The following is a 12369-nucleotide window of genomic DNA, read 5'->3' as shown; positions in this document are numbered from 1 at the left end:
CCTTATTTAACCGTTAATGTAATATTGTCAATTAAACGTGCATGATCAAATTTCACTGCAATTGCAAGAATAATACGTCCCTCAATTGTTTCAATTTCTTTTAAAGTTGGATACGCATATAAATCTGCATAATCAACAACGCCCTGTGTATTTTCCTCGATATATTTTTTCACAAGACTTGTAATCATTTGCGGATTACGCTCTCCAGCTTCAATTTGTTCCTTCGCTATACATAAGCTACGATATAAATGAGGAGCCTCTGCGCGTTCTCTTTCTGATAAATACACATTTCGAGAGCTTCGTGCTAATCCATCCTCTTCTCTTACAATGTCAACAGGCACTATTGTAACCGGAATATTAAAGTCATTTATAAATCCTTCAATAACTGCAACTTGTTGTGCATCTTTCATACCAAAGTAGGCACGAGTTGGCATTGTAATATTGAATAACTTCATCAAAACAGTGGCAACACCAGCAAAATGAACGGGTCGTTGTTTGCCGCATAATACATCTGTACGCTTGACAACCTCAACTTTTGTTGTCTGTTCTGCCGGATACATTTCTTCTACACTCGGATAAAATAAGTAGTCAACACCGGCCTCTTTTGCCACTCTTTCATCTCTATCAATATCCCTTGGGTAACGATCTAAATCTTCATTTGGTCCAAACTGTAATGGATTTACAAATACACTTAAAATAACAACTTCATTTTCTTTTCTCGCTTGTCGCAATAAAGTTGCATGCCCTTCATGTAAATACCCCATTGTTGGAACAAAGCCAATTTCTTTCCCACTTGCGCGGATTTCACTCGCAATTTGTTGCATGTCTTGTACTGTTGTTATAATTTTCATCACTGTTTGCCCCCGTATAATGCTACATACTCTTCCTCTTTCATTGTGAATGAATGTTGCTCTTCCGGAAATCGCCCTGTTTTTACTTCAGCAACATATTGCGCGATCGCACGTACAATTTCTTCTTGAACCGAGGTATATTGCTTCACAAATTTTGGAACTCTGCTTACTCCATACGAGATTAAATCATGATAGACAAGTACTTGACCATCCACATCTTTTCCTGCACCAATTCCAATTGTAGGCACTGTTAGCTCATCTGATACCATCTTTGCTAACTGCATTGGTACACACTCTAACACAATTGCTATCGCTCCAGCTTCTTCACACTTCTTCGCATCTTCCAATAATTTCTTTGCACTTTCAGCATCTTTCCCTTGCACTTTATATCCACCTAATACCCCAACAGATTGAGGTGTCAAACCAAGATGTGCCACAACAGGAATTCCTGCATTCGTTAAATAGTGAATAATTGATACCACTTCACCTGCGCCTTCCACTTTCACTGCATGTGCTCCACTTTCTTGTACAATACGGCGCGCATTATGCATCGTCTCTGACAGTGATACATGATAAGACATAAACGGCATATCTGTTACAACAAAAGTCTCTTTCGCACCGCGGCGAACTGCTTTCGTATGATGTATCATATCCTCTACTGTTACAGGAACTGTGGAATCATATCCAAGGACCACCATTCCAAGAGAATCCCCAACTAAAATCATATCGACTTCAGCTTCTTCCGCTAACTTAGCAGATGGATAATCATACGCTGTAAGCATCGTAATCGGCTCACCTTTCTCTTTCATTTTCAAAAAATCTGTTTTCGTTTTCAAAAATTACTCCTCCTTTATTCAGGAGAGAGGAGATGGCCGAAATCATATAAAAAACCCCTCTGGCCATAAAAGGGCAGAAGGGTTGTGTTAGTCGGCAAAATTCATCCCTCTGTCCCAGTCCGTTATTGGATCAAGGCAGAATCCAAATTATTTTTCTTCATTGCTTAAAATAATGGTGCAGTTCATCCAGATACTGCCCATATTCGAACTAATTATAGCAAACTAAGAAATGAAATTGCTACATTTTTTTGAAAAAATAATTTTCTATCCTATTACAGTATGTGAAATTTTAAAAATAAAAACGAATATAACACTAATAACTCTATTTCAAGCATCATCCACTGTACAAATAAAAAGAAGCTCCCAAGTAGGAACTTCTCTTTACTTAATTTCTATATCAGCAGAATGAATATGATGGATCTGACCTTTATGGTCTTCTAACATAAGTACACCCTCTGCTGTAATTCCTTTTGCTATACCTGTAATCGTGTCTTTCATCGTTCGAGCTGTAATTTCTTTCCCAATGCTTATCGCATAACTTTCCCATAGAAGTTTAATAACTGAAAAGCCATTCTCTACATATTCTTGATACAACTTTTCCATTTGTAAAAAGATCTGTTGCATAAGTTCCGCTCGAACAATTGGTTTTCCTGATTCAATTGCTAAAGATGTTGCAATCTGCTGTATCTCCTCAGCAAAATGTTCTTGCTTCTGATTTGCATTAATTCCAATCCCTATAATCACAGCATTAATTTTATCAGGGTCAGCTTGCATCTCTGTTAAAATGCCGACAGCCTTTTTTCCTTCAATTAAAATATCATTGGGCCATTTAATCCCAACATTCACACCTGTACATTTCTCAATTGCTTGCGCTACACTGACAGCCGCTAATAATGTAAGCTGAGGGGCATGGTGAACAGGAATAGCTGGACGTAAAATAATACTCATCCAAATTCCAGTTCCTTTCGGTGAATACCATTTCCTACTTAAACGACCGCGACCTGCTGTTTGTTCTTCTGCAACTACAATTGTTCCTTCCGCCGCCCCTTCATATGCAAGCTTTGCTGCTATATGCTGCGTAGATTCAACAGATTCCTCAAAATACACGGTTCTTCCTATAAACTCTGTTTGTAACCCTAATTGGATTTCATTTGCCGTTACTTTATCTGGCTTACTTGCAATTCGGTATCCTAAGCGGCGTACTGCTTCAAGTTCATATCCTTCGCTCCGAAGATCTTCCATGTGTTTCCAAACAGCAGTTCTCGAACAACCGAGCTTGTCGCTAATTGTTTGACCAGATACAAATTCGCCATCTGCTTCAGAAAAAACTTGTAATAATTGCTTTCTTATAGTAGATTGCATCCGTGTAGCCACTCCCTTATTTTCGCTTTCTCATTTTCTAATCGTTCTTGTAAAATTTCTTCCTCAATCTTTTGCAACACTTCTGCTACCCATGGTCCTGGTGTTTTTTCTGTCCAACCTAATAAATCATTACCGCTTACTTTCATTTCTTGACGATTATGAATGGATAGTGAATCAAATAATGACTGTACGTGATTTACAGAAGACATATCATATTTTTCTATAATGGCTTGATATACTCTTTCGGCCATTAATGCAGTACGTAAACCTGTTTTGTATAGAGAAACTGCATCCCATAAATTTATTTTTCTAGAGCGGATTGCTAATATAACAGCAACAATATCTTTTATTTTTTTATTTGAAAATTTCCATTGACGCAAAAACACAGATGGATGTTCTTCACCGATGCAATATAGGAAAAATGCCCATGCCTCGATATCAGTTTCAAAAGAACCCCAGTTATATTGCGCGGCTTTTAAAATTCTTTCTTCTGACATTTGTAAATATGGTAAGTGCGTAAATAGTTTCGTTTCTACTAGTTGTTGAAGCCCCTTTACACAATATATACCTGTTAATAGCTTTTCAAACTCAACTGTAATTCTTTCAATCGCTATATGTTCCAGTAAATGCCCATACTTTTCAATCGCACGCTTCGTTTGTTCCTCTAAAGAGAATCCTAAAGTACTAACAAAGCGAATACCACGCATCATACGTAGTGCATCTTCTTGAAATCGATGTGCAGCATTTCCTACTGTTACAATTTCTTGTTTACGAATTGCATCTTGCCCCGCAAACAAATCAATAATGTCTCCCACTTCATTCATAGCAATCGCATTCATAGTAAAGTCTCGCCGCTTTAAATCTTCTTTTAATGAACGAACAAACTGAACACTACTTGGTCTGCGAAAATCTTCATAATCACCCTCTGTTCGAAATGTTGTCACTTCATACGGAACGCCTTCTTGGACAACAATAACCGTACCGTGTTCAAGACCAACCGGGACATGCCTTGGGAATAAATGCATCACTTCTTCTGGAAGGGCTGATGTTGCGATATCAATATCACCAATTGGTCTATTGATAATAAAATCACGCACACTTCCTCCAACAAAATATGCTTCATGCCCATGTTGTTTCAATGTCTCAATAATTGCTCCTGCTTGTTTAAATCGTTTCATTTTTGTCATCCCTTAGTATGTCATAATAAATCGCCTCATATTGTGAAACGATATTTTCTGAACGAAATTGCTCATATACTGCTTCCATCGCTTGCTCTGCCATATTTCGATGAAGCTCTTTATTCTTAAGCAGTTGTATCGCTTGTTTTGCTATCCCTAGCGTATCACCAACTTCGCAAATATATCCTGTTTCACCATGTTTAATAACTTCTGGAATGCCCCCAACCCGTGTTCCAATGCATGGCACACCACAAGCCATTGCTTCTAGTAAAACAAGACCAAAACTTTCTTTTTCTGATAAAAGTAACATTAAGTCACTCATGGCAAGAAGCTCTGCAACATTATCTTGTTTTCCTAAAAACAAAACATGTTCTTCAATATGTAAGCTTTTCACCAACTGTAAAATTGTACAAAATTCTGGTCCATCACCAACAAGTAATAATTTCGCACCCACTTCTTTTACAATTTTAGCAAATGACTGGACAACATCTTGTACACGCTTGACCTTGCGAAAATTCGAAATATGAATTAATACCTTTTCATCTTCACGTATGCCATACTCTTTTTTTAGTTGGGACATATCTCTCTTAAAATAGACACGCTCATCAATAAAATTATATACAGTCTGAATTTCTTTATTTGGTTTTACAAGCTCATTCGTTTCTCGAATTAATGAGTGCGATACAGCTGTAACAACATCAGATTGCTCAATACCAAACCGTATTAAATTATTTAGTGAAGGATCTGAACCAAGTACAGTGATATCCGTTCCATGTAACGTCGTAACGATTTTAATATCGTCTCCAATCATTTGCTTCGCTAAGTATGCACAAATTGCATGCGGTATCGCATAGTGCACATGTAAAATATCCAAGTTTTCTCTCTGTGCAACCTCTGCCATTTTACTTGCTAATGCTAAATCGTAAGGTGGATATTGAAAAACAGAATACTGATTTACCGTTACTTCATGAAAATAAATGTTTGGATATACTTTATTTAAGCGGAATGGAACTCCAGAGGTAATGAAGTGAATTTCATGTCCTCGTTCAGCTAATTGCTTTCCAAGTTCCGTTCCCACAACTCCAGAACCACCTACAGAAGGATAACATGTAATACCTATTTTCAATTTCATTTACATCCCCCTATTAAATCAGCATGTAATAAAACTGGCTTCTTACTCATAAATCCTTCAGCATACATAACCCCAACTTCTTTTCCAAACATTTTCTCACGAGCGATTACTGTTTCAACATATCCTTCTGTTAATGGCGTCTTCACACCATCACTTCCAGTTGTAAACTGACTTTCATACGCTTCTAACGCTGCTACTTTTTCAGAAAGCTGTTCACTAATATCTATACAGAAATTCGGTTTATGAAAACCATTAATCATATAATAATAAAAAGATTGCGTGCGGTGTGGCGGAAATTCCGGCATATATTTACGAATACCCGCTGAAAATATCGCTTCTTCTACAAGTTTTGCACAATTTGCATGATCTGGGTGACGATCCTCATAATAGGGTGCAAAAATTAGCGCCGGCTTATATGTACGAATAATCTTTACGATCTCACGAATATATTCTTCCTTCATATACAAACCACGGTCCGGCATCGCTAAATTAATTCGCTTTTTAACTCCCATAATGCGAGCAGCTTCCTGCGCTTCTTCTTTTCTTAATTCTACCGTTCCATTTGAAGATAGATCAGCTTCTGTTAAATCACAGATGCCGACTTTATATCCTTGTTTCGTATATTTGGCAATGGTGCCTGCCATGCCGATTTCAACATCATCGGCATGGGCACCAAACGCTAATATATGTAATCCACTCATAGTTGTTCCCCTCATTTTCTTAACTTTCGGTAGTCTAAATCTCCCCGATTTAATGCATGCATTAACATTTCTGCACTTGCCATGTTCGTTGCAAGCGGAATCGCATACACATCACATAAACGAAGCAATGCATTTACATCTGGTTCATGTGGTTGTGCCGTTAGCGGATCCCGGAAAAAAATTACCATGTCTAAATCATTTTTGGCAATCATTGCACCAATCTCTTGGTCACCGCCAAGAGGACCAGATTGATATCTTGTAACTGCTAAACCAGTCGCTTCCATAATACGAAGACCTGTTGTTCCTGTTGCGAAAAGTTCATGTTGTTCAAAAATTGGTTTATATGCGTATGCAAACGAAACCATATCATCTTTCTTTTTGTCATGTGCAATTAAGGCAATTTTCATCCGTTGTCTCTCCCCTTAGTCAATGATATTCTCTAAACCGTATACAAGATGATCAAGGTTCATTACTGTCTCAATAGATAATTTTACTCCAGACATAAATGACGCTCGGTTAAATGAGTCATGACGAACTGTTAGCATCTGTCCATCTCCACCGAACAATACTTCTTGATGTGCAATAAGCCCTGGTAAACGCACGCTATGAATATGAATACCATCCACATTCGCACCACGTGCTCCTTTTAATTGTTCCGTTTCATTTGGATGACCTTGTTGTTTTGGTTCACGGCTTTGACGAATTAAATCTACCGTTTTGACAGCTGTACCTGATGGTGCATCTAATTTTTGATCGTGATGTAATTCAATCACTTCAACATCTTGGAAATATTTTGCTGCCATTTGAGAAAACTTCATCATAAGTACTGCACCGATTGCAAAGTTTGGAGCAATAATGGTACCAACTTGTTTTTCTTTTGCAGTGTTTGTTAAATGCTGAAGTTCTTCTTCTGTAAACCCTGTCGTACCGATAACAGAACGAAGACCATGTTTAACAGCAAGTGTAACGTGTTTTTTTCCTATTTCTGGCGTTGTTAAATCTAGTAATACATCTGCTTCTACTTCATTTAAACAAGTATGTAAATCCGCATAGATTGGTGCATCTAATGCAGGCATTCCAGCAAGATTGGAAATTTTTTCACCACCGTGCTTATAATCAACTGCTGCTACTAATTGAAAATGTGGTGTTCTTTCCATAAGAAGGACTGCCTCCTGCCCCATACGTCCTCTTGGCCCTGCAATAATTACTTTAATATTTTCCATTATTCTTTCTCTCCCTCGTCAATACGTGTCCAGCGATCTTTATCACGTGTATTAAATTTATTCATCACAGTGTTATGTGCTGTTTCTAAATCAATATGTAAGCTATTTGCCATACAGATCATAACAAATAATACATCTCCAAGCTCTTCTTCAATTGTTCGTTCTTTTTCAGTGATTTTCTTCGGTTTCTCACCATAATAGTGATTCACTTCTCTTGCAAGTTCACCCATCTCTTCTGTCAAACGAGCCATCATTGCAAGTGGACTAAAATAACCTTCTTTAAATTGACTAATATATGCATCTACTTCTTTCTGCATATCTTTCATCGTTTTTTGTTCCATGTTGTTCACCTCTAATCCTTCCTCTTTCATGTTAGCCAATTCATCGCGATTTGACAAATATTATTCCACTTCCATCCCTATTTGCCACGTTTTTTTGGATAGACTATAATAAAGTGAAACTTTCTTTTACGGTGGTTTTTCGCAAAAGATTAGCCCTAACCAATCGGGCTCTTACGGCTGGTCTGTTCTTTCTTCTTGATTTATCTCCTATCAGCCGTTTAAGCGGGGTAAAGTGAAATTTTCTTTTGCAAACGTTCTTCCTGTAAAAAGTTACTTCTCATCAATACACCCATACAAGTGACTTACTGTTCTGATTTTGTTTCTTCGTCATGTACTATTTCAGCGGAGCGAAGTAACAATTACATATTAGGGGGCTTGCTACATGAAAACCAATTTAAGGATTCAAAACATTATATTTATTTTGATTGGTTCTGCTATCTTCTCTTTTGGTATCGTTAATATTAATATTGAAAACCACTTGGCAGAAGGTGGATTTACAGGTATTACGCTATTATTATATTTTCTATTTTCATTCGATCCCTCTTATACAAACTTAATCTTAAACATCCCTCTCTTTTTCGTCGGTTGGAAATTGCTTGGGCGAACAACTTTCCTGTACACATTAATTGGAACGTTTAGCGTCTCCTTATTTCTATGGATTTTCCAGCGTTACGAATCACTAAATCTACATTTGAACTTACAAAACGATATGACATTAGCAGCGTTGTTCGCTGGAGCATTTATCGGGATTGGACTCGGAATTATATTCAAGTATGGAGGAACAACTGGTGGTGTCGATATTATCGCACGACTAGCACATAAGTATATTGGCTGGAGTATGGGAAAAACAATGTTTATGTTTGATGCTGTTGTCATCGTCGTTTCAATTCTTACATACTTATCGTATCGCGAAGGCATGTATACGTTAGTCGCTGTCTTTATTGGTGCAAAAGTAATTGATTTCATGCAAGAGGGAGCATATGCAGCAAAAGGCGCAACCATTATTTCTGACAAGAATGACGAAATCGCAGCCAAAATTTTATCCGAAATGGAGCGCGGAGCTACCTTTTTAAAAGCAGTTGGTTCCTATACAAAAATTGAACGAAATGTACTTTATTGTGTTGTAGCAAAAAATGAAATTGTAAAACTTAAAAATATTATTACTTCTGTAGATCCCCATGCATTTGTTGCAGTAAGTGATGTTCATGATGTCGTTGGCGAAGGATTTACGTTAGATGAGAATAAAAAACCATTACATGATTAAACCTGTAACCTTTTCAAACATATAAAGTGAAACTTCCATCAGTGGGGGTTTTCTTCATCCTCCACTGATTATCAGCCCTCACCAATCGGGCTTTTACAGGCAGTTGATCCCCCACCTAACTTCTTTGCTTTCGCTGAATTTTGAGGTGGAGTTCTTACTGCCCGTTAATGCGGGATAAATATAAGAAAGCTATCGAATCCGATAGCTTTCTTACATTTATATGTACTTCCTCAACTTTTCTAAATCCTCATAAATCAAATCCAACAAGCTTCTATTATAAAAAATAGAGGCAGGATGAAATGTTGGAAAAATACTATACACTTTCTCAGTCCATATAAAATCTGTACTTTGATTATTCTTCAATTTTCGCACCGGTTGCTTTAATAATTGTCCGTGAACATCCGTGATTTTCTTATCATTTCCTACCAAACGTTTTAATGCGATATTTCCAAGAGTCACAATAACCGGCGCCTGAATCCGTTCCAATTCATAATCTAACAAAGGAGCATGCACAAGGATTTCTCCTTGATTTGGTGTTCGGTTATATTTCTTCTGAACAACTTGTCCGCTTCGCTCTCTTTTCTCTCTCCATTTATAAGGCCGACTCCGAACAGCGCTCGTAATATAGACTTCTTCTCTTGTAAGACCGATCCGCTCTAAAAATCCCATTAACTGCTTCCCTGCTCTCCCGCTAAACGGAATTCCATTATAAATTTCAGTTTCTCCAGGTGCTTCTCCAACAAGCATCAGTTTCGATTTTTTGGGACCTTGCCCACATAAAAAACCTTCTAATGCATAGTTAGTACTTCGCTCTTTCACCTGCTCCACTAATGAATCTGGATATTGCATTTTCATCACCTTCACTCATAGTCACTTTACCTATACTTCTTATTATAACTTTCTCCCTAAAATTCATTACGCTCTCTTTTCTCATTTAAAGTCCCTAAATAGATCCCAAAACAAAAAGACTATCGAAATCGATAGTCTTTAGTCATCACTACGTTGCATACCTGTATACAGCAGTACTAGACGAAGTAATTCAAATACCGCTACAGCTGCAGCTGCCACATATGTTAATGCCGCTGCATTTAATACTTTACGAGCTTGCCCATATTCATCTGTCGATACAATTCCAAGTGCTTCGATTTGCTGCATGGCGCGTTTTGAAGCATCAAATTCAACCGGTAATGTAACAAGTTGGAAAATGACACCTGCTGCCATTAAAACAATTCCTAGTAACAATAAACCAGACATTTGTGCAAACATACCAATTAGAATAAAAATCCACGACATATTTGAACCAAAGTTTGCCACTGGAACTAATGAATGACGAAAACGCATGAATTTATAATCTTTCGCATCTTGAATCGCATGCCCTACTTCATGAGCTGCTACAGCTGTTCCAGCAACTGAATGACCATAATAGTTATCAGTTGACAAGCGAACCGTTTTAGCTGTTGGATCATAGTGATCAGATAAATGTCCTGGCGTTTCTTCTACAGCTATGTTATATAATCCATTTTCATCTAAAATTTTCCGAGCTACTTCCGCTCCTGTCATACCTGATGTTGAATACACTTGTGAATATTTACTATAAGCACTGCGGACTTTTGACTGTGCATACAACGGTATGATCATAATAATCGCGAAGTAAATTAAATAAAAAGCCATCATGAACCTCCATTGAAGTCTTAATTGTAGTACTATCCATTCTATTTTCTTCTTTAAACATTGTCAATAAAGAAACCTTACAATCCTTGCCTGTATTAGTAAACTCATCGATTTTTAGAATGTATTCCGCTAGTACGCTTTGCTTTTTCTCCCTTATATTTTCTCCAACCGACGTATGTTAATGTGAATAAAATGAGCCCACCTGTAATTGTCATAAACCATATGAGAGAAGAATCCACTTCATCTTTCTTTGCCGTTTGAAATATTTTTTGTAAATCTCCTTTTATAATCCCCAATTGCGTTTTTCCGCTTTTATTTTTTAACATGACATTACGAAATTCGTCCAAATACGATAAATGCGCATTTACACGCTGTGATTGATTTTCTGGCAATGCAATCATTAAACTTGGATAAATCACATCAAATTCATGTAAAAATGTATTTAGCGATTGTTGGAATCGTTCATCATCTTCTACTTGAAGTGCCTTTTCGATTTTAGCAAAAGCCCCCATAACACGACCCTCTCGTTCTACCCAAAGCGGTTGATATTTAGACACCTTTGCATCTACCACGAGTTGTAATGCCAATACATCATCTATTTTTATTTGCCGATCTACACTTTCTTCCCCAAGTGATTGCTGCGCTTTGTCATATGCTAAAGAAATTACCCGAAAATGTATAGGTGTTAGCTCATTCTCTTTTTCATTCTCTCGTAATACAAATTGCTCTGAGAAATACTGTAATACTTGCGTTGCTTTTTCATATTCTTCTTGTTTTACAAGTTGTAAGGAATCATCTAATAGCCCCGTCAACTCATTCCATTTTTCAGCATATATGCGTACTGGAAACAATATGATCATAAACGCTATCATTCCAATTAAGACTCTCTTCATTCCGGTCCCCCCTATAACTACTAGTACAAAATATGTTAAGGTGGACAAGAATAGAACAGAACGAAGCTGAAAAATATTTTATCTCGATTGGTGAAAACTCATAACTAGTGGTGATGAAGAATCTCCGCTAGTTAAAATTTCTCTTTATCGAAACTCTTCCCTTTCTTCGTAAATAACGATACATAAAATAACAAACCGCACTACCACATAAAATGAATAGCAAAATTGCACATGCTGCATGCATAAAAAATTGTTCCGGTAACATGAGAATAACAGGATCTTTTTCACTATCAAACTGCCAATAATCATTGCTAAAAAGAAGTTTATGAAATAGGACAAAACTTTTTTCAAAATCAATTACAATAGGTAAAACAAGCGCAATCGGGAATATAATGGTCAAAATTGCGCCATGTAATAAAAACTTCACTTTTCGTTTACGTAGTAAATACACCCCGCTCAGTAAAGCGATTCCAAGCGCCATATACATTCCGTATTGAATGTTCACTAAAATATTTTTCACATCAACAAAATGAATTCTTCCGTTTGTTGACATATCTAATGTAGGAAACTGTAATGGTCCATGATAAAAAGGAGAAAGGTATGTAATTAGTACATCATAGTTCTTCTTAATTTCTGACTCTGTCATATTCGCTAAATCTGGTATATTTAAAAAATGTATATCTGCATAGTATAGCCATTTTCCGTATACGACAATGGTAGTTGCAATCGCAAAAATAAAAAATGCTATACAGTATGAAACAATAACAGTAATCAATCGATCCAATACTCTTACACCAATCTTCTTTTCATTCATTTCGGTTCCCCAATTCTTCATTTAATTTTATCCCGCTACTTTAGGACAGTAACACTCCCAATTGATGAGGACTGATAATCAGTAGGAGGATGAAAAAACCACT

At 37.0% G+C, this 12369-nt stretch carries 14 protein-coding genes; 1 reads left to right on the top strand and 13 read right to left on the bottom strand.

The window, feature by feature from the left end; genetic code table 11:
• Positions 1-2: 2 nt before the first annotated feature.
• The 9 genes from panC to KFD70_RS01665 all read right to left on the bottom strand — a co-directional run bounded on the left by panC (position 3) and on the right by KFD70_RS01665 (position 7624).
• Complete coding sequence (gene panC, locus KFD70_RS01705; protein WP_336451792.1) at positions 3-851, bottom strand: pantoate--beta-alanine ligase; 849 nt, start codon at positions 849-851, stop codon at positions 3-5.
• Positions 851-1687, bottom strand: coding sequence for a 3-methyl-2-oxobutanoate hydroxymethyltransferase (gene panB, locus KFD70_RS01700; protein ID WP_336451791.1), 837 nt, complete (start codon positions 1685-1687; stop codon positions 851-853). Before panB ends, panC begins: the two co-directional genes overlap by 1 nt.
• A 381-nt stretch (positions 1688-2068) precedes the next feature.
• Positions 2069-3049, bottom strand: a complete 981-nt coding sequence (locus KFD70_RS01695) for a biotin--[acetyl-CoA-carboxylase] ligase (RefSeq protein WP_336451790.1) — start codon at positions 3047-3049, stop codon at positions 2069-2071.
• Positions 3034-4227 (bottom strand): CCA tRNA nucleotidyltransferase, encoded by a 1194-nt coding sequence (locus KFD70_RS01690; RefSeq protein WP_336451789.1) that lies wholly within the window; start codon positions 4225-4227, stop codon positions 3034-3036. Before KFD70_RS01690 ends, KFD70_RS01695 begins: the two co-directional genes overlap by 16 nt.
• Positions 4214-5359, bottom strand: coding sequence for an N-acetyl-alpha-D-glucosaminyl L-malate synthase BshA (bshA, locus tag KFD70_RS01685; protein ID WP_336451788.1), 1146 nt, complete (start codon positions 5357-5359; stop codon positions 4214-4216). Before bshA ends, KFD70_RS01690 begins: the two co-directional genes overlap by 14 nt.
• Positions 5356-6060: a bacillithiol biosynthesis deacetylase BshB1 gene (bshB1, locus tag KFD70_RS01680; protein WP_336451787.1), complete on the bottom strand. Its 705-nt coding sequence runs from the start codon at positions 6058-6060 to the stop codon at positions 5356-5358. The genes bshA and bshB1 overlap by 4 nt, the downstream gene beginning before the upstream one ends.
• Before the next feature lie 11 nt (positions 6061-6071).
• A complete protein-coding gene (gene mgsA / locus KFD70_RS01675) occupies positions 6072-6467 on the bottom strand; it encodes a methylglyoxal synthase (protein WP_017152496.1) in 396 nt (131 codons plus the stop codon).
• A 15-nt stretch (positions 6468-6482) separates the two neighbouring features.
• Complete coding sequence (gene dapB / locus KFD70_RS01670; RefSeq protein ID WP_336451786.1) at positions 6483-7283, bottom strand: 4-hydroxy-tetrahydrodipicolinate reductase; 801 nt, start codon at positions 7281-7283, stop codon at positions 6483-6485.
• A complete protein-coding gene (locus KFD70_RS01665; RefSeq protein ID WP_336451982.1) occupies positions 7283-7624 on the bottom strand; it encodes a nucleotide pyrophosphohydrolase in 342 nt (113 codons plus the stop codon). The genes dapB and KFD70_RS01665 overlap by 1 nt, the downstream gene beginning before the upstream one ends.
• A gap of 382 nt (positions 7625-8006) precedes the next feature.
• Here KFD70_RS01665 and KFD70_RS01660 point away from each other — a divergent pair, with 382 nt between their 5' ends.
• Positions 8007-8888: a YitT family protein gene (locus KFD70_RS01660; RefSeq protein WP_336451785.1), complete on the top strand. Its 882-nt coding sequence runs from the start codon at positions 8007-8009 to the stop codon at positions 8886-8888.
• A 216-nt stretch (positions 8889-9104) separates the two neighbouring features.
• On the opposite strand, the gene KFD70_RS01655 is transcribed toward KFD70_RS01660, so the two are convergent.
• From KFD70_RS01655 to lit, 4 genes are all read right to left on the bottom strand, one after another.
• Positions 9105-9743, bottom strand: coding sequence for a uracil-DNA glycosylase (locus KFD70_RS01655; RefSeq protein WP_420792340.1), 639 nt, complete (start codon positions 9741-9743; stop codon positions 9105-9107).
• A gap of 132 nt (positions 9744-9875) precedes the next feature.
• Positions 9876-10559 carry a zinc metallopeptidase gene (locus KFD70_RS01650; protein WP_336451784.1) on the bottom strand — a complete coding sequence of 228 codons (684 nt, stop codon included), beginning with the start codon at positions 10557-10559 and terminating at the stop codon, positions 9876-9878.
• A 104-nt stretch (positions 10560-10663) separates the two neighbouring features.
• Positions 10664-11452, bottom strand: coding sequence for a sporulation protein YpjB (ypjB, locus tag KFD70_RS01645; RefSeq protein ID WP_336451783.1), 789 nt, complete (start codon positions 11450-11452; stop codon positions 10664-10666).
• A gap of 127 nt (positions 11453-11579) precedes the next feature.
• Positions 11580-12266: a lipoprotein intramolecular transacylase Lit gene (gene lit, locus KFD70_RS01640; RefSeq protein WP_336451782.1), complete on the bottom strand. Its 687-nt coding sequence runs from the start codon at positions 12264-12266 to the stop codon at positions 11580-11582.
• Between the last annotated feature and the right edge of the window lie 103 nt (positions 12267-12369).

Origin of the sequence: Bacillus pfraonensis (assembly GCF_050768835.1) — a bacterium.
GTDB lineage: Bacteria > Bacillota > Bacilli > Bacillales > Bacillaceae_G > Bacillus_A > Bacillus_A pfraonensis.
Note: the sequence above shows the minus strand (reverse complement) of the source record. Positions and strands in the feature narration are given on the sequence as shown.

What these genes read in the sequence shown, in the direction of transcription:
- panC (WP_336451792.1), bottom strand. Translation starts at nt 851, where the DNA reads ATGAAAATTATAACAACAGTACAAGACATGCAACAAATTGCGAGTGAA.
- KFD70_RS01695 (WP_336451790.1), bottom strand. Translation starts at nt 3,049, where the DNA reads ATGCAATCTACTATAAGAAAGCAATTATTACAAGTTTTTTCTGAAGCA.
- KFD70_RS01690 (WP_336451789.1), bottom strand. Translation starts at nt 4,227, where the DNA reads ATGAAACGATTTAAACAAGCAGGAGCAATTATTGAGACATTGAAACAA.
- bshA (WP_336451788.1), bottom strand. Translation starts at nt 5,359, where the DNA reads ATGAAATTGAAAATAGGTATTACATGTTATCCTTCTGTAGGTGGTTCT.
- bshB1 (WP_336451787.1), bottom strand. Translation starts at nt 6,060, where the DNA reads ATGAGTGGATTACATATATTAGCGTTTGGTGCCCATGCCGATGATGTT.
- mgsA (WP_017152496.1), bottom strand. Translation starts at nt 6,467, where the DNA reads ATGAAAATTGCCTTAATTGCACATGACAAAAAGAAAGATGATATGGTT.
- dapB (WP_336451786.1), bottom strand. Translation starts at nt 7,283, where the DNA reads ATGGAAAATATTAAAGTAATTATTGCAGGGCCAAGAGGACGTATGGGG.
- KFD70_RS01665 (WP_336451982.1), bottom strand. Translation starts at nt 7,624, where the DNA reads ATGGAACAAAAAACGATGAAAGATATGCAGAAAGAAGTAGATGCATAT.
- KFD70_RS01660 (WP_336451785.1), top strand. Translation starts at nt 8,007, where the DNA reads ATGAAAACCAATTTAAGGATTCAAAACATTATATTTATTTTGATTGGT.
- KFD70_RS01655 (WP_420792340.1), bottom strand. Translation starts at nt 9,743, where the DNA reads ATGAAAATGCAATATCCAGATTCATTAGTGGAGCAGGTGAAAGAGCGA.
- KFD70_RS01650 (WP_336451784.1), bottom strand. Translation starts at nt 10,559, where the DNA reads ATGGCTTTTTATTTAATTTACTTCGCGATTATTATGATCATACCGTTG.
- ypjB (WP_336451783.1), bottom strand. Translation starts at nt 11,452, where the DNA reads ATGAAGAGAGTCTTAATTGGAATGATAGCGTTTATGATCATATTGTTT.
- lit (WP_336451782.1), bottom strand. Translation starts at nt 12,266, where the DNA reads ATGAATGAAAAGAAGATTGGTGTAAGAGTATTGGATCGATTGATTACT.